Consider the following 22507-nt stretch of genomic DNA (forward strand, 5'->3'; position numbering starts at 1 on the left):
CTTGCTTTGAAACTTACTTTGAAAAAAGTCCCTCTCGGCTTCACCTCCATTGCTAGTCTGTAATTCCTTGAGACCGCAATGGAGCACCCTCATGGCTATTCAGGCCCTGCGCGCCGACGCCTCGCACATCGATCAGATCGCCCCTTTGTTTGACGCCTACCGGATGTTCTACAAGCAGCCGTCAAACCTTGCGCAATCACGCGCCTTCATCGTCGAGCGCCTTGCCCGGGATGAATCGGTGATATTTCTGGCCCAGGACAGCGACGGTGAAAACCTCGGCTTCGTCCAGCTGTTCCCGACCTTTTCCTCGATCGACGCCCATCGTACCTGGCTGCTCGGTGATCTGTTCACCACGCCCGCCGCCCGGGGCAAAGGTGCCGGTACCTTGCTGATGAACACCGCCCGGGATTTTGCGAAGCTGGCCGGCGGCAAAGGCATGACCCTGGAAACCGCCACCGACAACCTCACCGCCCAGCACCTGTATGAATCCCTGGGCTGGGTGCGCGACCCCGGTTACTACACCTATTGCCTGGATCTGAAAAAAGACTGAGTCAGCGATCCAGTCAGCCAAACACCGGCCGCATGAACGAACGTTCGTAGCTGAGGATGAATTTCTTCTCTTCGGCATACTTGAACGCCGCGATGCACTCTGGATCGTTCATCGACTGCTGCCGGTAATGCTCGTACGTCGCCAGGCTGGGGAAGGTGAACAACGCCAGGGCGATGTTGTTGGCGCCCTCCGACGGCAAGAAGTAGCCGTGGTGCTGGCCGCCGAACTTTTCCACCAGGGGAATCCACAGCTTGCCGTAGTGCTCGAACGCTTCGAGCTGGTAGGGATCGAGCACGTATTTGAGGTAGCAGGTCACCATTGTTTCGTTCCTTGATCAGGTTTTGAGGGCAGTCGCCACTGTAATCAACCCTGGGCGCCCGGCACAGCCGCTTGTTCGACATTGACCGGTAATTTTGCGCCAGAGAGTAGGCGGCGGCGTCGCCGCACTATTGGTTCAGTCAATAGTCACCATCAAGAATCGCAAGTTCTGTTTTTTGCGCAAAGGCGGAAAATTGCCGGCATTGAACACGCTGCTCAAGGAACCTGCGCGATGAAAATCTTGACCCGACTGGCTGTGATTGCTCTGTTGCTGGGCAGTGTCGTATCCACCGCATCGGCCTTTGCCGAAGACGCACGCACCTGCCATCTGCCGCCCATCACCGCTGGCCAGGGCGGCTTGCAATACGGGCAAACGGTCGGGGTGCTCTACAGCGAAAACACCGTGGAAAACCTGCAATACCTTGAGCAATACCACTCGGTGGCCGTCAACGGTGCGAAAAACGCACTGGATGCGCGGATTCGCCAGGCGTTCGTCAACAGCTCCGATCCGGACCTGGCCATTGACTGGCTGATGAGTTCGCTGCACCACACCTTTGTGTCGGTGACTGTCTACGACAACCTTGATGCCCTGGTGCAAGCCCATCCCGATGTGGTGGTGATGCTCGATACCCATAACCAGTTGCTGACCCAGCGTAACGACCGGGTCGAGGCGCGTTTCGCCGCGCGGTTCTACGACGCCAACCTGCAGTACATCGGCAAGGCCGAAGGCACGGTGGAAAAACAACTGCCGTCGGTGTGGGTGCATGACAAGACAGCACCCGAAATCGCCGCGCAAATCGAACAGCAACGCGACCTGCAACTGACCGCGCTGAAACAGTTCGATGCGTCGTTGAAGGCGCTGGTGACTGCCGGATTAACCGCAACAACCAATTAATCAGCCCGACGCCCATTGAGCGGCGGGCAAGCCGATCCACCGTGGATTTCTATTCAGGACCTGATACATGCGCACTGTTTTTGCCCCGAGCCTGGTATTCGCCTCGCTGCTGCTGGCCGGTTGTGCCACGCCGAACAACCCGACCATGACTCTGCAGACCAGCAAGTCGCCCGAGGAGTACACCCATTGCGTGGTGCCGAAGTTGCAGCACGATGCGCTCAACCCAACGGTGTCGCAAACCCAGCGCAGCTACCGCATCGTCATCCCGAGCAAAGTGGCGGCGGACAACGTGCTGGAAACCTATAAAGCCTCGAACGGCGGCAAGGTCTTCCTGTACGAGCGCAAGCTGCTGGCCTCGGCGTTCGTGCCATCGACGTTCGAGCGTGCGGCGCAGGAGTGTCTGTAAGCAGAATTTCAGGCAAAAAAAAGCTGCCGGGACTGGCAGCAGAAAGATAAAGCACGCATTGGATGACCTGAGTATGGCGTCCGGTTCATGACGATTCGATGACAGCTTGATGGACATTCATCAGGATGCTGACAATCCATGTTCCAATAGCGAGCACTCGCAGACTGGAAACGCAGCATGAACAAAATCGCCGCCCCGACCCTCGCCCTGGCGCTCACCGCAGTCCTGCTCAGCACTCCCACCCTTGCCGCGGGCGATGTCCAGGCCGGGGAGAAAGTGTACAAGCGCCTCTGCAGCGGCTGCCATCAGATCGGTGAATCGGCTCGGGCCTTCTTCGGCCCGCAGCTCAATGGCGTGGTCGGTCGCCACTCCGCGGTCACCACGGACTACGTGTATTCCGACGCGATGAAATCCGCCAACCTGGTCTGGGACCGCGAAACCCTGATCGCCTACCTCGAAGCGCCGAAGAAAGTCGTGCCCGGCACCCGCATGATTTTCTGGGGCCTGAGCGACCCGGAAAAAATCGAAGACCTGCTGGCCTACCTGCAAACCTTCCCGGCGCAATGATCGGCCTGCTTTACGAACTCTACCCGTAGCGCAAGGGGGCGGTTCGACATCGACGCAATCTCCGCCGATGGTGTGACGATTCCAGGCTTTACACAAAACCTACAGGGATTTTGGGTGAATCAGGAAATCAGGCCTTGCTGGCCTTCAGATAAGCCCCCAACCGCCGCCCCATTTCTTCACCCAACGCCTGCAAGCCACTGAGCGGCCGTACCATCACTTCAAACTCGACAATCTTGCCCTGTTCGTTGAAGCGGATCATGTCGATGCCCTTGAGCTCTTTCCCGCCGACCCTGGCGCTGAATTCGAGAATCACGTTCAAGCCATCCGCCGACGCCAGTTCGCGGTGATAGGCAAAGTCCTCGAACACGTTCATGACCGTATTGAGGATCATCGACACCACCGGCGCCCCCGGATATGGCGTGTGCGCCATCGGTGAACGGAACACCGCCTGTGGATCGAGCAGTTCCGGCAAGCCGCTCAAGTCGCGGTTGCCGATCATTGCGTGCCACTGCTTCAGGGATGCTGCGACGTTGTGGTTCAGGTTCAGCTCGGACATCTTCAACTCCTGTTTTTTATTGTTGTGCTGCGAAAGCGTTGGTCGATGAGCCAGGCGGCATCGTCGGCCCATTGACGGTAGAGCATCGGCCCCGGATGAAAACCATCACTGGCCATCAAGCCCGGTTCGGGCGCCAGCGGGGTCGTCAGCATCGTACATTGATCCAGGTGTGCGGCCAGATCCGCCAAATGTGCATTGAAACGACGCGCCCTGAACCCCAGAAACCAGCGCAGCGGCTGCGGCAAGGCGGGGAACAAGTGCATCGGTGGAAGCGGCGACACCACAATCTGCCTCACCGCGAACTTGTCGCACAACAGCGCCATCAAACTCCGTTGCCGAACGAGCCACTGATCCAGGGTGAGTGAGCTGGTGACATCGTTGACGCCAATCGACAACAGCGCCACATCGAACGGCTCGGGGGCGTGCTGTTCGAGCAGCTCCAGCAACCCTTGCGAATCCAGCCCCGTGCGCGCCCAGAGTTTCCACGACACCTGGTAATCATCGGCCAGGCGCTCCACCAGCCGACCGCTGAGGGCTTCACCTTGCGTCGCCGCACCGACGCCTGCAGCGGCGCTGTCGCCGACAATCAACAACCTCAGAACGTCGCCGCTGCCGGCATCGCCCTGACGTTCGCCTTCGGCCTCCGGCAACCTCGGCGTCACCCGCCTGGTGTAGAGACCTTGTGCCAGCAACACCGGGCCGAGGAAGATTTTAGCGAGGGTTTCAGTGTGGCTCATGGGCAGGCGCCTGATTGAAGAGGGAGATTACCCCGCGAACTCATCATCGAAAATGCTCTCAATAGGCAACGCAAATGCCCGGGCAATCTGAAACGCCAAGGGCAGGCTGGGATCATAGCGGCCATTTTCGATGGCATTGATGGTTTGCCGCGAAACATTCAGCAACGCCGCCAGATCGACCTGAGACCACTTGCGTTCGGCACGCAGTTCCTTGAGACGGTTTTTCATTGATAGCGCCGCTTGGCAAGTCTGAGCCCGATCATCCACATCAGGCCCATCACTGGCCACACACAGACCCAAGACACGTGCGGGAAACCGACATTCTCCAGAAAACCGTAGGTGAAGGTCAGCAATGCCGAAGCGGCAAAGGCAAAACCGAGAGCTTCGTACTGAATACGCAAATGCATTTCGTCCAGCGCCCGCATATTGCGCACCACCGCCCAACACATCAGCCCCGCAGGAATCACAGGCAATAGCGTGATGATGATCTTCAGCGCCATGGCCATTTCTTGCTGGTCTTCAAGCAAGATCACCGACACCAGCAACAGCACGGTGTACAGCGTAATCGCGACGCCCATTTCGATGTAGTAGCGCTTCATTGCATCCTCCTGATGTAAAAGTCCCTTTACATACTCGCCGGAGATTTCTCGAATGTAAAGGGCGTTTTACATTGATGAGGCCGGCCCATGAAAAAGCCCTGCTGATTGGGCCGAGCTCTTCGTCTGGATCACTTCACTGTCATCGACTCACAACACACAACTCGCCCGTCGCACGAATCATCGCCTGGCCATGCAGGTAATCCTTGATTAGCGCGGAGCGTTCGGTGGCCAGCCATTGCGGGCAGTTCGGGTCTTTGCGGTAGGGCAGGAATGCGGCGTACTGCGTGAGCAGCTGGCTTTGCAGGGTGTCGAGTTGAGGACGGATATCGTTGCCCAGGTCCGGCCGTGGCGTGTCCGGTGCCTTGTGCGCCGCTTGCCATTGCGCAATTCGACCGTATTGCACCAGTTTGCTGGCTTCGATCTGGGCGGCGATCAGGTCGGCGACATCGTCGGGGTCGAGCTGGCGCTGGGCCGCCTGCTTCCTGGCGTTGGCGATGACTTGCGCTTCCCGGGCGTTGTCCTGGACGGGTTTGCCGCTGTCCCACTTGGTCAGCGCCACCAGTTCGCTGATGTACAGCCGCTCATTCATCGTCGCCAGCAAGGGTTGCAAGGCGTCGGGCGGCGGGGGCGTCGTGCCGGCCTGGACGCCGCCAGCGAACAAACCGAGCAGGGCGCAGGCCAGCCAGTGCGGCAGGCGTGGGGAACGGGGCATGGGCAGAACCTCCTTGGACGCGAAAAACACTCCGGCTTGTTTATCACAAGTGCGGCCAGGGAACGACAGGTTGCAAAGGATTCAGGCCAGCAACCGTTCAATCCGCGCCAACTCCCAGGTGCTGAGCAGACTCACCGGGTCGGTGCCGAAGCGCTGGCCGTTGTCGAACACATATTCACGGCCGTCGGGGCTTTGGCCGTGCAGGCAGTGGCGCAAGTGACCGGCGTCGACTTCCAGCGTCAGGCGCCAGCCGTCGATGTCGACCCGTACATGGCCAGACTCGCAGGCGTCGTTGACTCGCTGGAAGGTGCAAATGCCCTGGGCGGCATCGCGCAACGGCTGGTAAACCTCGCGGGCGGTGAGGGCGGGCACAGGTGTCTCCGGGGTGAAATTGGGGAGGCGCAGGATAAATCATCGCCATACAAAAAAGCCCGGTAGATCGGGCTAATGCCAATCAGTTAAGGGTTAGAACACTGAAATCCTTGTGGGAGCGGGCTTGCCCGCGAAGGGGCCGGCACGTTCAGCATCAATGTCTCCTGACACGCCGCTTTCGCGGGCAAGCCCGCTCCCACAGGTTACTTATTGCTTGCTCTATTTGCGGTTCAACGCCGCTTCCGCCGCAGCAATTTCAGCCTGACGCTTGACGATCATGTCGCCCACCGGCGGCCCCTGGAAGCGCCGGGCTTCAAAGCCGAACCAGACGATGGCCGTCAGCACCAGGAAGCCGATGGTGATGTACAGCGCCCAATCGTTCGGTGGCTGGATGCCGATGACGAAAATGATGATCATCGACAGGATCGAGAGAATGGCGAACACCGAGTACCAGAAACGCCCCATGTTCCACGGCCCCATGGTCGGCCACTTCGAGGTCCCATAGGTAAACAGGCCGAGCACGATGGGAATGGCGAAGGAGAAGAACAGGAAGATCACCGTGCACGACACCACGATCGTATAGACCGGCGTTGCCCCGATCGAGATCACCGACGATCCCCAGTCGAACAACACCGCGAGGGTGGCACCTGTCCAGATGGCCGCGACCGGGCTGCGATGGGTCGATGAGACCGACGACAGCGCTTTTGAGCAGGGCAGGCCGCCGTCCCGGGAGAACGCGAAGATCATCCGTGAAACCGAAGTGACGGTGGCCAGCCCGCAGAGCACCTGCGAGACGAAGATCGCCACGTAAAGCACCAGTTTCAAGGTCGGGTTGACCTGGGTGTTCATGGCCCAGAAAAACACGTTCCAGCCTTGCTTGGCCGCCTCGTCCATGTTCGGCAGCATCAGCACGAACGCGCTGAGCATCAGCCAGCCGAACAGCAACGACCAGACCACCGACATGACCATGCCGCGCGGCACCGACATGGCCGCGTTGCGGGTTTCCTCGGAAGTGTGCGCGGAGGCGTCATAGCCGGTGATGGTGTAGATCGGCAACAGCAGGCCGAGCATGAACACCCAGCCGTTGGAGACCTGCGGCCAGACGCCGCCCCCCGCCTCGCCGGAGTAGTTGCCGAAGGTCCACAGCCGGGCGAATTCATAGCTGGGTGCCGACATCAGGCAGACGATGGTCAGGGCCAGCGCCGTGCCGAAGATCAGGTAGCCGGAAAAGTCGGTGAGCCTGGCCGTCAGGCCGATGCCCAAGTGGTTGCACAAGGCCTGCAGGCCGGTGAGGATCGCCAGGAAAATCACCCGGACCGTGGTCGTGTCCTCCATGCCCAGTGCCGGTCCGAAGGCACCGAAAAAGAAATAATAGGTGCCGACGTTGATCGCGCCCAGCACCGTGACCAGCCCCAGCAGGTTGAACCACGCGGTCAGCCAGCCAGTGAAGCGATTACCGAGGATCGAGCCCCAGTGGTACAGGCCGCCAGCGGTGGGGTAGGCCGAGGAGATCTGTGCCATGGCCATGGCGAATACCCCGGAGATCAGGCAGCCGATCGGCCAGCCGATGCCGATGGATATTCCCCCCGCGCCCGAGGTGCCCTGGGCCAGGGAGTTGATGCCACCCGAGAGGATGCAGATGATCGAAAAGGAGATGGCGAAGTTGGAGAAAACCCCCATTCGTCGTGAGAGTTGCTGGGCATAGCCCATGCTGTGCAGCACCTTGACGTCATCGTCGTGTGTTTCGGTGCCCGGCTGGCTTGCTGGGTTCATGATGTGTGCCCCTTCAGGTGTTCATACGCAACCATCCGGCGGGCCGGATGGGCTGGCTTCAACCCCTTGTCGTACTGCTCCTGTCGCTATCGGATCACACCTGTCCATGCGCAGTGCCGGCCAGGCGACTGCTCTACAGACGGCCGTGAAACGCCGCGTCGAAAATCTTTGCCACGCCGTCCCGGGTCAACGGCAGCGGGTTGCCGCCGGCGGAAGGGTCGACAATCGCCATGTCGGCGATCAGGTCGGCCTGCCGGTCATCCACGCCCAGTTCAAACAGGGTATGGGGCACGCCGATGTCCTTGCGCAGCTTGAGGACGAAGGCCAGGAAACTGTCGAACCCCGGGGAGGGCAGGCGCAGGTACGCCGCCAGGCGGGTGATGCGCTCCTCGATGGCCGAGCGATTGAACTGCAGCACATAGGGCATGAAGGTGGCATTGGTCATGCCGTGATGGGTGTCGTACAGCGCACCCACCGGATGGGAGAGTGCATGCATCCCGCCCAGGCCTTTCTGGAATGCCGTGGCGCCCATGGCCGCCGCCGCGAGCATTTGCGCGCGGGCTTCAAGGTCCGATGGCGTATGTACCGCCTTCACCAGTGAGTTGGCCACCAGGCGCATGCCTTCCACGGCAATGCCATCGGCCAGGGGGTGAAAGCCGGGGGCGCAGTACGCTTCCAGGCAATGGGACAACGCGTCCATGCCGGTGCCAGCAGTGATCTTGGCCGGCATGCCGACGGTGAGGGCCGGGTCGCTGATCACCACCCGCGGCATCATTTTCGGGTGGAAGATGATGCGTTTGGTGTGGGTGCGCTCGTCGATGATCACCGCCGCACGACCGACTTCGGAACCGGTTCCCGCCGTGGTCGGCACGGCAATGACCGGGGCGATGCGGCTGTCGTCGGCGCGGGTCCAGTAGTCGCCGATGTCTTCGAAGTCCCAGACCGGGCGGGTCTGGCCGCTCATGAAGGCAATGAGCTTGCCCATGTCCAGGCCACTGCCGCCGCCGAAAGCGATCGCGCCATCGTGCTGGCCGGCACGCCAGGCGTCGAGCCCGCCGGCCAGGTTGGCTTCCACCGGGTTGGGCTTGAGGTCACAAAACAGCGCCACGCCAAGACCGGCGGCGCGCAATGCGTCCAGCGCCGCCGTGGTGATCGGCGCGCGCGCCAGGCCGCTGTCGGTCACCAGCAAGGGGCGCTGGATACCCTGGCTGCGACAGACCTCGGCCAGTTCGGCGATGCGCCCCACACCGAAACGAACGCTTGTGGGGTAGTTCCAGTTTCCTGACAGGTTCATGGTCTACACCTCGTGACGCAGATGAAAGGATTTGGCCCGGGTCAGGTGCTCGTAGCCCAATGGCGACAGGGTGACGCCGCGCCCGCTGTTCTTCACGCCGGTCCAGGCCAGTGCCGGGTCCAGGTAATCGCAGCGGTTCATGAACACCGTGCCGGTGGCGATCTCGTTGCCCAGGCGTTCGGCCGCGGCGAGGTCCCGGGTCCAGATGGAAGCGCTGAGCCCGAACTCACTGTCGTTCATCAAGGCGATGGCTTCTTCATCGCTGGCCACCGGCATGATGCCGACCACCGGGCCAAAGCTTTCGTCGCGCATGACCGACATTTGATGGTTCACGTCCACCAGCACTTGCGGTGCGAGATAGGCGCTGCCCGGTACGTCGGCGGGAAAGGATTTCGGATCAATCAGCGCTTTGGCGCCCTGGGCCAGCGCTTCGGCGATCTGGCCACGCACGAAGAAGGCGGCGCCCGGTGTCACCAGCGGACCGAGGGTGGTGGCTTCGTCCAGCGGGTTGCCCAGCACGTACTGGCGGGTCAGTTCGGCGAAGCGCTCGACAAACACCGGGTAGATTTTCTGGTCGACGTAGATACGTTCCACGGCGCAGCAACTCTGCCCGGAATTGAAGAAACTGCCGTCCACCAGATTTTCCACCGCCTGTTCAAGGTTGGCGTCTGCCCGGACATAAGCCGGGTCTTTTCCGCCGAGCTCCAGGCCCATGCCGAGAAACTGTCCGCTGGCGGCGCTTTCCATGACCTTGCCAGCCTCTACGGAACCAGTGAAGTTCACTTGCTGCACGCGCCCGCAAGCAAGGATCGCCCCGGTCGACACATGGTTGAGCAGCAGATTCTGGAACAACCCCTCGGGCAGTTTTGCGCGACGCATGGCCTCGGCGAAACGCTCGCCCACCAGCAGGGTTTGCGACGCGTGCTTGAGGATTACACTGTTGCCGGCCATCAGTGCCGGGATGATCGTGTTCACCGCCGTCAGATAAGGGTAATTCCATGGGGCGACCACCAGCACCGTACCCAGCGGCTCGCGTTTGATATAGCGCTGGAAACCCGCCTTGGGTTCCGGCTCTATTGCGGCCAGGGCCTGTGGTGCGATGGCGATCATGTGCCGGGCGCGTTCGGCAAAACCGCGCAGTTCGCCGGCGCCGTAACGCACCGGGCGGCCCATCTGCCAGGCCAGTTCCGGGACGATGTCGGCCTCCATCGATAGCATCGCGTCCACCGCGGCGCTGCAATAAACCGCGCGTTCGCTCAGTGATCGGCGTTGCCATGAGACTTGTGCGCTGGCAGCCGCCGTCAGCGCCTGCTCAATCTGCGCCGCATCGGCAAGATCGCGTTCAACGTACACCCGGCCATCGACCGGTGAGATCAGTTGCACCTTCTCAGTCATGATGTTCTCAGTAGCGCTCGAAACCGCGCTGCAATTCCCAGTCGGTAATTCGCCGGTCGTACTCCTTCTGCTCCCACTCGGCGGTGTGCACGTAATGGTCGACAACCTCATCACCGAATGCCTCGCGCAACATGCTTGAGGCCTTGAGGGCGGCGCTCGCCTCGCGCAGGGTCTTGGACACCTCCGGCAAATGCTCGTCGAGGTAGGCGTCGCCTTCGAACGGCGGCGCAAGATCGAGCTTCTCGTCGATACCCTTCAAGCCCGCCGCGATCAGCGCGGCGAAGGCCAGATAGGGGTTGAGGTCGGCACCGCCGATGCGGCATTCGATGCGGATGGCCTTGCTGCCTTCGGCACACAGGCGAAAGCCGGCGGTGCGATTGTCGCGGCTCCAGACCGCCCGTGTCGGTGCAAACGTGCCAGCCTGGAAGCGCTTGTAGGAGTTGATGTAGGGCGCAAGAAAACAGGTGATGTCGTTGGCGTACTTGAGCTGCCCGGCGACCCAGGCCCGCATCAGTTTCGACATGCCGAACTCGGCTTTCGCGTCGAAGAACAGCGGCTTTTTGGCGTTCTTGTCCCACAACGAATTATGGATGTGACTGCTGGAACCGGCGGCGTCGTAGCGCCACTTGGCCATGAAGGTGATCGCCTTGCCCTGCAACTGCGCGATCTCTTTGCAGGCGTGCTTGATGATGACGTGGTGGTCGGCCATGGTCATGGCGTCGGCGTAGCGAATGTTGATCTCTTCCTGCCCCGGGCCCCATTCCCCCTTGGAGTTTTCCACGGGAATGCCCGAGGCCTGCAAGTGCTTGCGGATCGCCCGCAGCACCGGCTCCTCGCGGGTGGTCTGCAGGATGTTGTAGTCCTCGATGTAATGGCCGGCGGTTTTCGGCTTGTGATAGTTGCGCTTGTGGATCGCCTCGTAGCTCTCATCGAACAGATAGAACTCCAGTTCCGAGGCAAACATGCCGGTATAGCCGCGCTCGCGCAGGCGCTCGACCTGCTTTTTCAGAATCGCCCGAGGGCTGTGGGGCAGGTCCTGGCGATGGTGATGATCGAGCACGTCGCACAGCACCAGCGCCGTGCATTCAAGCCAGGGTACGCGCCGCAGGGTGGACATGTCGGGCTTGAGCACGAAGTCGCCGTAGCCCTTGCTCCAACTGGCTGCGGCGTAACCCGGCACCGGTTCCATGTCGATGTCGTCGGCCAGCAGGTAGTTGCAGCAGTGGGTTTCTTCGTGGCCGCTGTCGATGAAAAACTCGACCTGGAAGCGCTTGCCGACCAGGCGTCCCTGCATGTCGACCATGCAAACCAGTACGGTATCGATTTCGCCGGCGGCAGCGGCGCGCTTGAGTGCATCAAAGCTGAGGAGGGGCTCTGTCATCACGGCAATCCTGCGTGAAAGGTTGGGGCCAGTCTGGGATAGCTGTTGCAGACGCTCTCCAGAAAAACCCAAAACCTGCAGAACCGAGCATCGTGAGCAACGAGTTGTTCAAAGCTTAGCCTACCCTTGCAAAGTGCAAGTTTTGCCAGGTGAAAGTCGTGTTCAGCGCCCCATCATTCCGGCAACCCGGCCAGCCGCAGTCCATCGACGAAACGGGCGAAATCCTCAGGCCGTTGAATGGGCAGCCAGCCCTTGAGGGTGCACAGACGCAAAGAAGGATCCAGCTTTTGCAGACGCTGCATCGCCAGATTGGCTTTTTCCGTTCGACCGCCGAGCGCATGACTGGCCGCCACCAGCGCTGCCGCGATCAGCAGACCGGGCAGGTTGCCCAGCGCTTTTTCCGCCCAATCCGCAGCGGCATCGAAGTGCCCGGCGAAGAAATGCGCGAGCGCCATCCCGACCTGCATCCTGAACATTTCCGGATCCAGCGGGCTCAAGCGAACGGCATGGTTCAAATTTTCGATGGCGGTGTCTGTTTCGCCGTGCAGCGCCCGCAGGATACCGCCCAGGAACCAGGCGGGGGCGAGGTTGGGGTTGAGCAGGCGTGCCCGATCGAGCAGTGCAATGCCGGCGTCGACTTCGCCGGCGAGATGAGCAAGCGCATGTCCGCCCCGGGTCAATGCAACGGCATCGTCGCGGCCGAGGGACACCGCCAGACGCGCCAGCCGTATGCCCTCGGCGATTTCTGCAGGCCGATCGGCCATCCAGCCATTGAGCTTGCGCCATAAGTGGCACCAGGCGGCCATGCCATAGGCCGAAGCAAACTCCGTATCGAGTTCGATGGCCTGGTAGAACATCGGCAGCGCTTGCTCGATGGCTTCCCTACTGCCGCTGTGCAGTTTTGCCATCCCGCGCAGGTAGTAGTCGTAGGCGTCCAGGCTTTCTGTCGGCTTGCGTTTGGCGCGTTCGATTTCTGCCCGTTCCAGTTGCGGCGCGATGGCTCCGACGACGCTTTCGGTGATTTGGTCCTGCAGCTCGAAGATGTCGTCGAGCAGGCCTTCGAAGCGCTCCGCCCAGATGTGCGTCCCGCTTGTCGCATCGATCAGTTGCCCGGTAATGCGTAGCCTGTTCCCGCACTTGCGCACGCTGCCTTCGAGCACGTAGCGCACGCCCAACGCCTGGCCGACGCCCCGGGCGTCCACGGTCTGGCCCTTGTAGGTGAAGCTCGAATTGCGCGCGATGACGAACAGCCAGCGGATCCGCGACAGGGCGGCGATGATGTCCTCCACCACGCCATCGGCGAAATACTCCTGCTCCGGATCGCCGCTCAGGTTCTGGAAGGGCAGGACGGTGATCGAGGGTTTGTCCGGCAGGACGAGCGCGGGGGAGGGGATTTGCTTCGGGGTAGCGGTCGAGCGTTCATCGATGTCAGGCTGTCGCGCTTCCCCGGTCAAGTCGCCGTTGATCCGGCCAACGAAGCGGTAGCCCTTGCGGGGGACGGTGCGTACCAGGCGCTGCTCCTCGCCGGTATCACCAATGGCCTTGCGCACCGCATTGATGTGGCTGGTGATCGTCGATTCCGAAACGATCCGGTCGCCCCACACTGCCTTGAGCAATTCGTCTTTGCTGACGACGCGATCGGGATTGTTGACGAACAGCAGCAACAGATCGAAGACCTGCGGTCCGACGGCCACGACCTGCCCGCGCAGGGTCAGCTCCCGGCGCTCTTGATCGAGCAAGTAGTCTTCAAACGTGAATGGCAAGTCGAGCATCCCCTGGCGAATCGCCCTCAACTCCTTGTCCCAGGCGGCTGGCGGTTGGTAACAGAGGCAGATGATACGGCAGCTCGGCACCCGCTGCACCGTCTGCGGCAAGGGCGGCTGGATGAACACCATCGGCTTTGGACATAAATTCAAGCATACGCCAAGGCAAACCCAAGCCTGGCGCAAGGACTTGCCTGGTGCGCGCAGGCAATCTCTCTACACCGACGCAATGGTTGCAGTCGACAAGTGGAGAAAAGTCATGAAGATCGTCGTCATCGGAGGCTCCGGCCTCATCGGATCGAAACTTGTGAGCACCCTGCGCGAGCGCGGCCATGACGCGCTCGCCGCGAGCCCAAGCACGGGCGTGAACAGCATCACCCGCGAAGGCCTGGCCGCAGCGATGGACGGTGCCGATGTGGTGGTCGACGTGGCGAACGCGCCGTCGTGGGAGGACCAGGCTGTTCTCGATTTCTTTGAAACGTCGAGCCGGAACCTGCTGGCCGCCGAAGCCGCCGCCGGGGTTCGTCATCATGTTGCCCTGTCGATTGTCGGGAGTGAGCGGCTTCCCGATACCGGTTATTTCCGGGCCAAGGTCGCGCAGGAAGCCCTTATCAAGGCGTCCGGCATGCCTTACACCATTGTGCGTGCCACGCAGTTCTCCGAGTTTGCCGGCGGCATTGTCCAGTCGTTCGCCGTTGGCGAGGAAATTCATGCTTCGCCGGCTCTGATCCAGCCGATAGCGTCCGACGACGTGGTAGCGGCGCTGGCCGATGTCGTGCTGGCTGCACCGCACAATGGCACCGTTGAAGTCGGTGGCCCGGAAACCATGCCGATCGACGAACTGGCCCGGCGCTTTCTGCGGGCGACCCGGGACAACCGCAAGGTCGTGCCGGACGTGCATGCACGTTACTTCGGCGCCGTGCTCGACGATCAATCGCTGGTCACCGGCAAGAACGCACGCCTGGGGGCGATCCGCTTCGACGACTGGCTGGCCCGGTCGACAGCGCAGTAACGAATCGCACCCTCACATTTCCCTACCAATCCAGGAGAAGTCCCATGGTTACCCGAATGCTGATGGCCGCTACATTCGCTGCGCTCTCGATCAGCGCCGCATCGGCCGCCGAACCGCCCCCCGGTAAGGTGACGGTGGTGTTCGACCGTCCCATTCCCAACATCCCCGGCAAGAGTATGAGGGGCGTGGTCGTCGAGTATGGGCCGGGTGCCGCGTCGCCAGCCCACACCCATCCGAAAACGGCCTTCATTTATGCAACGGTGCTGGAGGGCTCGTTTCGCATCGAGGTCAAAGGCGAACCGGAAAAGATCTACAAGGTCGGCGAAAATTTTGTAGAGGAACCGGGTTCCGTGCACCTGGTCAGCGCCAACGCCAGCGACACCCAACCTGCACGCCTGTTGGCGGTGTTCGTCCTCGACACTGAGGAAAAGGTGCTCGTAACACCGATCAAACAGTGAACCACGAAAAAGCCCGGCTGTTGAGGCCGGGCTTTTCGTTGAGTCCTGCGGTCAAACACTGCATTCAGACAGCGCGGCTTTCGATCAGACGATCCGAACCGCCTTCGGCGACGCGGTTCTGCAGCAGTTTGTCGGAACCGCCTTCGGCAACGCGGTTTTCCAGCAGTTTGTCGGAACCACCCTCGGCCACACGGCTTTCAATCAGACGATCCGAGCCGCCTTCAGCGACCACAGGTTGAGCGGAGTTTGCGGCGAAAGCGTTAACTGCGAAAACCGAGAAAGCGATGCTGAGGAGGGTCTGGCGTTTCATGATGGTGTGCTCCGGGGTGCTTATGGGTTGGTATGGAGCAGATGTTACGCCGGAGATTTTTTAAGAGAACTTCATTGAAATGATGGTGACTATCGATGCGGTCAATGGATCGAACACCGCCTGTTTAAGCAACTCTTTTTGTGGCGAGGCAATCAAGCTTCGCTGATCTGGCTCACGCTGGTGATCTGCCCATTCCAGACCATCTCGTAATGCGCCGTCAGGCAAACAAATTCGCGATGGCAGCAAATTTCGGAAACACCCTACATACACCGTGGTTACTTTTTAAGAAACTCGCTTCCGAAATTTGGACCGGGCCTCTTCATCCTATGGATCGGGCGCCACCTCATGCCGAGCTCAGTTGAACACGGACCAATTGATTGACTCACGGAAGACTTGTTATGTCTGATAGATACCATCGTACCGATACCATCTGCTCCAAAAAAAATGTTCAGGTGGGCCGTCAGATCCTGCATTGGCTAGAGTTCCAGTTACTCGACGAGCGCGGCGAGCCCTTGCCTCACCAACCCTATCGGGCGATCAATGAGGCGACTCGTTGTCAGCTCATACCCGAATTTAGCGGGCAGAGCGATGCCCAAGGTGTGATCCGCCTGGAGGCCCTGCACCCACTGGCCGTGACCCTGCTGCTCATGGCCAATCCGCTGGCAGAGGTGCTGCAGACCCGCCGAGTGCGCGCGCTGCGTGCCGAACGGCCCGTGTCGACGCCCTTGCAGATTCCGTATCGTTATGAACCTCCACCGGCAGGTTTCTCCCCCGTCGAAAAACAGGCCCTCGATGATGGTCACGGTTATCACTACCTGCGTATCGGTCAATTGTGCGATCGATTTCCTGATCTGAACCCCGCCTGGCCAGAACAGGACAAACTGCCCGCGTTCCATTTCCCCGACCCGGGCTTCGGCGGTTTCACGGTTGACGACGAAAATCTGGACCGCCGCCATGTGCTGGAAATCTGCCCCTTTCGCGCCTGGTCGCTAGTGCTGCACCACCAGTCGGAGTACAGCATGGCCAATGCCTACAACCTTGGGTTGATGGCGAATTTGTCGTACAGCGTGGTCACCCGGAATTTGATGACGCATCGGCCGAACAGCGATCCCCGAGATGAGTCGGGCTCGGTGGAGGAGTTCTTTTTTCGACAGTGCCTCGACTTGTCTCGTACACCGATGATGATCGATTCCAAGGGAGATCGTCTGCCGGCTCTGGTGGTGGATGTGCCATTTGACCAGCGCTACACCACGGCGGTCATGCTTGACTCTTTGACGGCCGAGCGGCTGCCGGATGAGCCGGGCATTCCCAGGCTCATCATTGAAAACACTCAACTGTTCTATTTCATTAGCCAGACTCAAGTGGTAGTAGCGTGGCGCGGAACTCAGGAGCCCAAGGACTGGCTGACCGATGTGATGTACCGGCCGATGCCGGCTGATGGCAGTGGCTGCGATTTGAAAGCGCCGGGAACCTACCTGACCGATGTTGGTAAAGTGCATTACGGTTTTTTGCAGGCGTTTGAGGTGGCAAAGAAGTTGTTCACCGATGACTTCACTGAAATTGATGTTGCATTGAAGGGTAAAGAATTGTTTGTCTGCGGTCACAGTTTAGGCGGTGCTCTAGCGTTGATCTATTCTGCGGAGATGAAGGTGCGCAACCCTCTACTCTACACTTACGGCATGCCTCGCACCTTCACCGGCAAGGCCGTGGAGCGTCTCCAAGGAGTGACACACTTTCGCCACGTTAATGACGCCGACACCATCACCAGCGTGCCGCCCGAGGCGGAACTGGATAACTGGTTGTATGGTGCCTTGGGCCCACTGGGCGCCGACCTTGGCTACATCTGATCCATAGCCCAATTGCTGGCTGGCAAACTGGTACGCTTTGGTGACCCTTATTGGCATCACGGGCAACTCGTCATTTTCTATCGGGCCGACCAGCACCTGGCATCGCAAGGTTCTTCCTATCCGGCCTATCGCAACAAGGATGGCCTGGGCGCGCCCTATCACAACACCATCACCCGGCGCTTGCCGCACCGCACGCGCATCTACCTGGTACCAAGCCTGAATGATGAGTTCAGCCGCTTCGCGTTTGAAGAACAGAAAACTCTGATCAAGTCGTTAAATCAGGAAAATCTGGCGTACTTCTTTCCATCCCACACCAACCCCGAACGCAGTAACAAGCGCAGCAACCCGATGGATCATTCGATGATCAAGGCTTATCTGCCTTTTTTGCACAATCAACTGCTGGAACTGAGCGACCCCGAGCGACCGCTGAAACGCAAGGTGGATCGGGCGAAGTTCGAGCAGCAGTTGCAAACGTTGGGAATTCCCGAGCCAGAGCGTCATCGCAATGGGCAGTTCCTGGCCCTGCAGAAATTGTTACCCATGGCGCTGCGCGCGACCCAGGATCTGGAAGGTGGCCCAGAGGCTCTGCAACGTTTCTGCGTCGAACGCGAATTTGGCGTGATGATCGAGATCACCCAGGCCTGAGTCCGCGCTCCGGTGCAAAGCGGCCGAGGTTTTCAACCACAGGGAAAGAGGTAAACCATGAATATTCTGATCCATCCGGCGCAATTTCCAGTGCAAAACGTGACTTATCGGGTCCTCGATGGAAGTGGGGCAATTTCTCCCTACGTCAGATACCGCATCACCACACGGGAACGCAAAGTGTTCGAGGGCGTGACCGACCACGCCGGGATCTCCCAGCCTGTCCCCACCCGCTACCCCGAGGCGATGACCATCGAGTTTCCAGACACGCTGGTTCCCAACTCGGAGGAGCAATGAGCATGAACACCCTCATCAAATGCACTGCCTCCAGCCTGTTACTGTTCAGTCTCAACGGCTGTGCCCTGGATCGTGGCTTGTCGCCGGAGCCGGGCGGCGAGCAGGTCAGCATTACGGTGAAGGTCCCGCAGAATCTTGCTGCGGAGCCCATGCAGGTGATCTACCGCTCGGAAAAATGTCCGATCAAGCGCTCCGGACCGGACTGGTCCAGCTTTGAGGTGGACGGCTACCTGACCACCACGGTTCAGCCGCTACAACAGGGAAACAGCAAGCTGTATGAGACGAAGCTGGCAATCAACGGTGGTGGCAGCTGTCAGTGGCAATTGAGCAATGTGACCTTTGGCGTCACCTACGCCAACACGACGCACTTCGGACAAAACGTTAAGTCGGGTCCTGGAGGAGGAATTATCGTGATGTTCGATCATCACCTACCACAGCGGCGCTCTGTTTTTGATCCGACTGTTGAAGTCCGCGGAGACTTGCTAATCAAGGAGGACTACTACCCTTGGGTGAGCGAGAAATCCCTTGGAGGACATGAACGACTCGCTTGGCTAGTCGGTGAGGGTGGCATCTATTTGTATTATCGCGCCCCAAATGCTCGAAAGGTGCTGTTCGAGCCCCTGCTACATGCCGATTACGTACTGTATTCGGTGGAGCCGGAAGGGAACAAAAAGGGCGATTACAACCGTTTCACCTACCCCGATGGCAGCGTGGTAGCCGATGGCGGCAAGCCAAACTTCAAGAAGTTACAAGCCATTCGCCTGGGCGAAGCACAGTGAGAATTCAATTCAGGAAGCCCATCGCCACTCGGTTTCTTAGACCAATGGAGAACGAACGCAAAGTGTTCGAGGGCGTGGCCGACCACGCCGGGATCTCCCAACCTGTCCCCACCCGCTACCCCGAGGCGATGTCCATCGAGTTTCCAGACACGCTGGTTACCAACTCGGAGGAGCAATGAGCATGAACGCCCTCATCAAATGCACTGCCTCCGGCCTGTTACTGTTCAGTCTCAACGGCTGTGCCCTGGATCGTGGCTTGTCGCCAGAACCGGGCGGCGAGCAGGTCAGCATTACGGTGAAGGTCCCGCAGAATCTTGCAGCGGAGCCCATGCAGGTGATCTACCGCTCGGCAAAATGCCCGATCAAGCGTTCCGGACCGGACTGGTCCAGCTTTGAGGTGGACGGCTACCTGACCACCACGGCTCAGCCGCTACAACAGGGAAACAGCAACCTGTATGAGACGAAGCTGGCAATCAACGGTGGTGGCAGCTGTCAGTGGCAATTGAGCAATGTGACCTTTGGCGTCACCTATGCGAGCACGACGCACTTCGGACAAAACGTTAAGTCGGGTCCTGGAGGGGGAATTATCGTGATGTTTGATCATCATCTACCACAACAACGCTCGGCTTTTGACCCGACTAAAGAGGTCAGTGGTGACCTACTGATTAGAGAGGAGTATTACCCATGGGTTAATGAGCAATTCCTTGGGGGACATGAAAAGCTCGCCTGGTTAATCGGCAAGGGCGGCATCTATTTGTATTATCGCGCCAAAAATGCTCGAAAGGTGGAGTTTGAACCCATTCTGCATGCCGATTACATGGTCTATTCGGTGGGACCGAAGATGAAAAAAAAAGGGAGTCATAACCAGTTCACCTACTCCGATGGTAGCGTTGTGATGGGTGGTAGTGACCCAAGCTTCCAAAAGCTGCAAGCCATTCGCCTGGAGCAATCTCGATAAAGTGTTAATGACGCAGCCCCACAGACATCCGTTACCGCACAGGAAGCGTGCTCACATGATGACGGCAGCAAATTGGGCATCAATGCAGACTGCCCTGGAGCTATAACTAATTCGCTCTCACACCAATGGAGTTCACCTCACAGATTTCAGGGCAACATATCGCAAAGTATTCAAGCCTCACTGATCTGACTGACACTGGTGATCTGCCCATTCCAGACCATCTCGTAATGCGCCGCCTGCACAATCGACGAAACCGGCCTGGGCGTCATCAGCGCCCAACAATGACTGCCCGGCATCCGCACCGAGTGATAACGCAACCCGGGACAACCGGCGTCCCGCACCGCGCGCCCCAGCACACGGGAATGGCTGTAGTCGTCCGGCGCATACACCGGATCGTTCACCGGCAGGCTCGCGGCGTCCTTCATCCCGGCATCGCCAAAAGCACAAGCCAACCCACGAAACACAAAGCGCTCATAGTTCAGGTTCTGCACCCTCGACCAATACAGCGCCTGGTGATGCCGCACCTCGGCCAGCGCCGCTTCCATCGAATCCGCCAGGTACAACACCCCAAAGCGGCCGTCACTGAAACGCGAACCCGCCGGGTTGACATGGGTAAAGGGCGCGATGGCGTAGGAGCAGCCGGGAATGCCGAACGGAATCTCGCTGCGTGCAATCAACTCCAGCTGACCCACTTCATTCTTCAACCGCGGATTGGTCAACGCCTGAATCTCGAATAACAGCTCAAATTCATCCGCGTCCGCCACATCATCGAACAACGCAATGGGCGGAAACTTCGAATTGACCAGGCGATAAGCCTGCAACGACTGACCGGCAAACACCGCCAGCTCGCTCGCCATCACCATAACGCACCCCGCAGCATGTCGATGCGGCGGAAGGTTTCATACAGCGAAATCATGTCGCCCTGGGCCATGATCTCCAGCGGCGAACGCCCGTTGAAAAACTCGTTGTCATTGGCCATCGAAGCAAAGCCGTACACGTTGTTCGGGTTATCGAATACCAGCCGCAACGTCGCGTGCATGTTCAGCACGAAGCTGATGCGCTGCATCTGGTCCGCATCCAGCGCCACCGCCCAATCCGGGTCACGCTGCCGGGCGCGGGTATAGGTACTGCGGGAAATACGCAGGATGCGACAGGCCTGGTCGCTGGTGGCTTTCCACTTTTCCAGAATGCTCACGGCGGCACGCAGGCCGGTGACGCATTGGTTTTTTGTGAAGGATTGGGCTTGGATGGGTATGGCCATGTTCGCGTCCTTTTTTGTATCTATAGATTCAAATGTAGATATATTGAGTCTGTAGAGCAATATTGGTGCGACGGATGGGCTTGTCGTGCCAATACAATAGGGCAGCGATCTGGCTGAGGCTTTGTTTTACTGAAATCGTCGATGCAGGTCTGGAAAGATATCCTGGGCAAACCAGGCGGGCAGGCCGGGGGGCACGATTCTGGATTTTGGAGTTCGGCTTTCTACCAGGCCGACTTTTATAAGCCTGGATAATTCGTCGATTGCCGGTCGCGGCGTCAGGCCGGTGAACGTCTTGATTTCATTGCGTGGCAAGCTGCCCTGGGTGATTAGCGCAATGATCGCGGGTGCACTTTCCGGACGGATACCTTGCTGTAGTCCCGCCGTTTTCCCATTGGAAACAAACGCCGCGCCCACGGCCGCATCACTGATGAAACGTGCGCCCCAACGCATGCAGCCGAGTCGCAATCGGCGGCAAGCGCCGACTACTCAGCGCCAGTGTCCTTGCTCGCCGGCACGCGCCGCTTCAATCGCCGCGTTGAGCGCCAGCAAGTTGGTCTGCTCGGCAATGCTGCTGATCACCTCCAGCACCGTACCGATCTGCCGCGCCTGCCCGGCCAGCACCTTGTCACCCTGGCCGGCACCAGCGGTGAACTGGGACGTGGTGGCGAGCATCTTGTCCAGCATGTCCTGGCTCTCCACCGCATCGGCCTGGCTGTGCAGCGCCAGATAGAGCAGCGCGACCGTCTCCATCACCATCACCCCAACGCCCAGCAAACAACGCATCAACCGCGTTCCGCCGATGGCGCGATACAACAGCGTCAACAACACACTGGTGCCACCCCCCCCCCACCAGCAGCGCCTGCTTGAAGGTGTCGTGCCAGAACGCCAGGCCGATAGCGAAAGCGAACATCAGCCAGATCAGGCCCAGCATGATGCGGTCGGCTTTGCGGTAGGGGTCGAGGAAACGAGTGGGGAAGGGCATGTACGCTTACTCCATGTAAATGAGCCAGAAAAAAGCAGGGTTCATGGCAACACGGGACTTCGCGAAAGCTTGGGTGCGTTAAAGGAGCAGACATTTTCAGAGTCAGGGATGGAATCGGTTGGTGGCATGGTCGAGAAACCGTGGAGAGCGTAGCCCTTGGCCGTCACTCTTGGCCGGGACGACGTCGCTTGCACAAAACAATGTCCGATATAGAGGCAAGTAATGCTGAAGTGACGGGGAGTACGACAGGCTCTATTGCAAAGCCTGTCGTACACCAGAGGCCATTACGACTTCTTCGGCGGATAGTTACCGCGCAAGCCGCCGGACTTGTTGCCGGTTTTGCTCGGCAGGTTCGGCACCAACGGACGGGATCTGGGCTGGGGGTTGGAGCGGCTTTGGGGTTGAGGTTGCTTGCTCATGTTCGCCTCCTGACGTTCAGGGTTGCGCGAAGTGGTTTACTCATGAAGTTTAGCCAATCGACTGTGGGCAGGGTCGTTTGGCACTTGGGGAAGGTGTTGCGAACGACCGGCTTTTCTTTTTCGGCCCCGTTGATAGACCCCTTACGCGATTCTCGGATTCTGCCTACAACTTTGGCAGGAGTGACCCGCTATTCCAACTCGCCACGGCAGACACGACTCGTGAC

Annotated in this window: 27 protein-coding genes and 2 pseudogenes; 11 read left to right on the plus strand and 18 right to left on the minus strand. The window is 59.6% G+C overall.

The window, feature by feature from the left end:
* Positions 1-91: 91 nt before the first annotated feature.
* The gene (locus ACM6IT_RS03670; protein WP_414912914.1) at positions 92-550 is read left to right on the plus strand and encodes a GNAT family N-acetyltransferase; all 459 of its coding nucleotides are present in this window, start codon (positions 92-94) and stop codon (positions 548-550) included.
* A gap of 13 nt (positions 551-563) precedes the next feature.
* On the opposite strand, the gene ACM6IT_RS03675 is transcribed toward ACM6IT_RS03670, so the two are convergent.
* Positions 564-869: an NIPSNAP family protein gene (locus ACM6IT_RS03675; RefSeq protein ID WP_414917533.1), complete on the minus strand. Its 306-nt coding sequence runs from the start codon at positions 867-869 to the stop codon at positions 564-566.
* Between the two features lie 231 nt (positions 870-1100).
* Between ACM6IT_RS03675 and ACM6IT_RS03680 the strand changes: the two genes are divergently transcribed.
* From ACM6IT_RS03680 to ACM6IT_RS03690, 3 genes are all read left to right on the plus strand, one after another.
* Positions 1101-1763: a hypothetical protein gene (locus ACM6IT_RS03680; protein WP_056723737.1), complete on the plus strand. Its 663-nt coding sequence runs from the start codon at positions 1101-1103 to the stop codon at positions 1761-1763.
* 67 nt (positions 1764-1830) lie between these two features.
* Entirely contained in the window at positions 1831-2169 is a 339-nt protein-coding gene (locus ACM6IT_RS03685; protein WP_414917534.1) for a hypothetical protein, read from the plus strand.
* Between the two features lie 177 nt (positions 2170-2346).
* Complete coding sequence (locus ACM6IT_RS03690) at positions 2347-2736, plus strand: c-type cytochrome (RefSeq protein ID WP_414912913.1); 390 nt, start codon at positions 2347-2349, stop codon at positions 2734-2736.
* A 127-nt stretch (positions 2737-2863) separates the two neighbouring features.
* Here the strand turns inward: ACM6IT_RS03690 and ACM6IT_RS03695 are convergent, their stop codons facing one another.
* From ACM6IT_RS03695 to ACM6IT_RS03745, 11 genes are all read right to left on the minus strand, one after another.
* Entirely contained in the window at positions 2864-3292 is a 429-nt protein-coding gene (locus ACM6IT_RS03695; RefSeq protein WP_056723726.1) for a nuclear transport factor 2 family protein, read from the minus strand.
* Positions 3293-3294: 2 nt separating this feature from the next.
* On the minus strand, positions 3295-4029 hold the full coding sequence (locus ACM6IT_RS03700) for an SGNH/GDSL hydrolase family protein (RefSeq protein WP_414917535.1): 735 nt from the start codon (positions 4027-4029) through the stop codon (positions 3295-3297).
* 27 nt (positions 4030-4056) lie between these two features.
* Positions 4057-4257, minus strand: a complete 201-nt coding sequence (locus ACM6IT_RS03705) for a helix-turn-helix transcriptional regulator (RefSeq protein WP_007988375.1) — start codon at positions 4255-4257, stop codon at positions 4057-4059.
* Positions 4254-4628 (minus strand): hypothetical protein, encoded by a 375-nt coding sequence (locus ACM6IT_RS03710; protein ID WP_150753120.1) that lies wholly within the window; start codon positions 4626-4628, stop codon positions 4254-4256. The genes ACM6IT_RS03705 and ACM6IT_RS03710 overlap by 4 nt, the downstream gene beginning before the upstream one ends.
* Positions 4629-4767: 139 nt before the next feature.
* Positions 4768-5340, minus strand: a complete 573-nt coding sequence (locus ACM6IT_RS03715; RefSeq protein WP_414917536.1) for a chorismate mutase — start codon at positions 5338-5340, stop codon at positions 4768-4770.
* An 81-nt stretch (positions 5341-5421) separates the two neighbouring features.
* Positions 5422-5712 (minus strand): hypothetical protein, encoded by a 291-nt coding sequence (locus ACM6IT_RS03720; RefSeq protein WP_414917537.1) that lies wholly within the window; start codon positions 5710-5712, stop codon positions 5422-5424.
* 219 nt (positions 5713-5931) lie between these two features.
* On the minus strand, positions 5932-7485 hold the full coding sequence (locus ACM6IT_RS03725) for an amino acid permease (protein ID WP_223541425.1): 1554 nt from the start codon (positions 7483-7485) through the stop codon (positions 5932-5934).
* A 133-nt stretch (positions 7486-7618) separates the two neighbouring features.
* The gene (locus ACM6IT_RS03730; RefSeq protein ID WP_056723717.1) at positions 7619-8779 is read right to left on the minus strand and encodes an iron-containing alcohol dehydrogenase; all 1161 of its coding nucleotides are present in this window, start codon (positions 8777-8779) and stop codon (positions 7619-7621) included.
* 3 nt (positions 8780-8782) lie between these two features.
* Entirely contained in the window at positions 8783-10174 is a 1392-nt protein-coding gene (locus ACM6IT_RS03735; RefSeq protein WP_414912909.1) for an aldehyde dehydrogenase family protein, read from the minus strand.
* 7 nt (positions 10175-10181) lie between these two features.
* Positions 10182-11555 carry a glutamine synthetase family protein gene (locus ACM6IT_RS03740; protein ID WP_056723714.1) on the minus strand — a complete coding sequence of 458 codons (1374 nt, stop codon included), beginning with the start codon at positions 11553-11555 and terminating at the stop codon, positions 10182-10184.
* A gap of 173 nt (positions 11556-11728) precedes the next feature.
* The gene (locus tag ACM6IT_RS03745; RefSeq protein WP_414912959.1) at positions 11729-13318 is read right to left on the minus strand and encodes a winged helix-turn-helix domain-containing tetratricopeptide repeat protein; all 1590 of its coding nucleotides are present in this window, start codon (positions 13316-13318) and stop codon (positions 11729-11731) included.
* Positions 13319-13577: 259 nt separating this feature from the next.
* On the opposite strand from ACM6IT_RS03745, the gene ACM6IT_RS03750 reads away from it, so the two are divergent.
* Positions 13578-14330, plus strand: a complete 753-nt coding sequence (locus ACM6IT_RS03750; RefSeq protein WP_414912908.1) for an SDR family oxidoreductase — start codon at positions 13578-13580, stop codon at positions 14328-14330.
* A gap of 44 nt (positions 14331-14374) precedes the next feature.
* Positions 14375-14788: a cupin domain-containing protein gene (locus ACM6IT_RS03755; RefSeq protein ID WP_414912907.1), complete on the plus strand. Its 414-nt coding sequence runs from the start codon at positions 14375-14377 to the stop codon at positions 14786-14788.
* A gap of 73 nt (positions 14789-14861) precedes the next feature.
* On the opposite strand, the pseudogene ACM6IT_RS03760 reads toward ACM6IT_RS03755, so the two are convergent.
* Positions 14862-15098 (minus strand): annotated as a pseudogene (locus tag ACM6IT_RS03760) (hypothetical protein); the annotation flags it as partial.
* Between the two features lie 398 nt (positions 15099-15496).
* On the opposite strand from ACM6IT_RS03760, the gene ACM6IT_RS03765 reads away from it, so the two are divergent.
* The 5 genes from ACM6IT_RS03765 (at position 15497) to ACM6IT_RS03785 (ending at position 19621) form a co-directional block, all read left to right on the plus strand.
* Positions 15497-16945, plus strand: coding sequence for a lipase family protein (locus ACM6IT_RS03765; protein WP_414917538.1), 1449 nt, complete (start codon positions 15497-15499; stop codon positions 16943-16945).
* A 12-nt stretch (positions 16946-16957) separates the two neighbouring features.
* Positions 16958-17590: a hypothetical protein gene (locus tag ACM6IT_RS03770; RefSeq protein ID WP_414917539.1), complete on the plus strand. Its 633-nt coding sequence runs from the start codon at positions 16958-16960 to the stop codon at positions 17588-17590.
* Between the two features lie 57 nt (positions 17591-17647).
* Positions 17648-17884, plus strand: coding sequence for a hypothetical protein (locus tag ACM6IT_RS03775; protein ID WP_414917540.1), 237 nt, complete (start codon positions 17648-17650; stop codon positions 17882-17884).
* 2 nt (positions 17885-17886) lie between these two features.
* The gene (locus ACM6IT_RS03780; protein ID WP_414917541.1) at positions 17887-18663 is read left to right on the plus strand and encodes a hypothetical protein; all 777 of its coding nucleotides are present in this window, start codon (positions 17887-17889) and stop codon (positions 18661-18663) included.
* Positions 18664-18844: 181 nt separating this feature from the next.
* Complete coding sequence (locus ACM6IT_RS03785; RefSeq protein ID WP_414917542.1) at positions 18845-19621, plus strand: hypothetical protein; 777 nt, start codon at positions 18845-18847, stop codon at positions 19619-19621.
* A gap of 170 nt (positions 19622-19791) precedes the next feature.
* On the opposite strand, the gene ACM6IT_RS03790 is transcribed toward ACM6IT_RS03785, so the two are convergent.
* The 5 genes and pseudogenes from ACM6IT_RS03790 to ACM6IT_RS03810 all read right to left on the minus strand — a co-directional run bounded on the left by ACM6IT_RS03790 (position 19792) and on the right by ACM6IT_RS03810 (position 22283).
* Positions 19792-20484, minus strand: coding sequence for an RES family NAD+ phosphorylase (locus ACM6IT_RS03790; RefSeq protein WP_414917543.1), 693 nt, complete (start codon positions 20482-20484; stop codon positions 19792-19794).
* The gene (locus tag ACM6IT_RS03795) at positions 20478-20882 is read right to left on the minus strand and encodes an antitoxin Xre-like helix-turn-helix domain-containing protein (protein WP_414917544.1); all 405 of its coding nucleotides are present in this window, start codon (positions 20880-20882) and stop codon (positions 20478-20480) included. Before ACM6IT_RS03795 ends, ACM6IT_RS03790 begins: the two co-directional genes overlap by 7 nt.
* Positions 20883-21008: 126 nt before the next feature.
* Positions 21009-21332: a hypothetical protein gene (locus tag ACM6IT_RS03800; RefSeq protein ID WP_236709727.1), complete on the minus strand. Its 324-nt coding sequence runs from the start codon at positions 21330-21332 to the stop codon at positions 21009-21011.
* Positions 21333-21380: 48 nt separating this feature from the next.
* Positions 21381-21581, minus strand: a pseudogene (locus tag ACM6IT_RS03805) (methyl-accepting chemotaxis protein); the annotation flags it as partial.
* A 567-nt stretch (positions 21582-22148) separates the two neighbouring features.
* The gene (locus ACM6IT_RS03810) at positions 22149-22283 is read right to left on the minus strand and encodes a hypothetical protein (protein WP_256355847.1); all 135 of its coding nucleotides are present in this window, start codon (positions 22281-22283) and stop codon (positions 22149-22151) included.
* Between the last annotated feature and the right edge of the window lie 224 nt (positions 22284-22507).

The organism is Pseudomonas sp. IT-P4 (assembly GCF_949767755.1).
GTDB classification, from domain to species: Bacteria; Pseudomonadota; Gammaproteobacteria; order Pseudomonadales; family Pseudomonadaceae; genus Aquipseudomonas; species Aquipseudomonas monachiensis.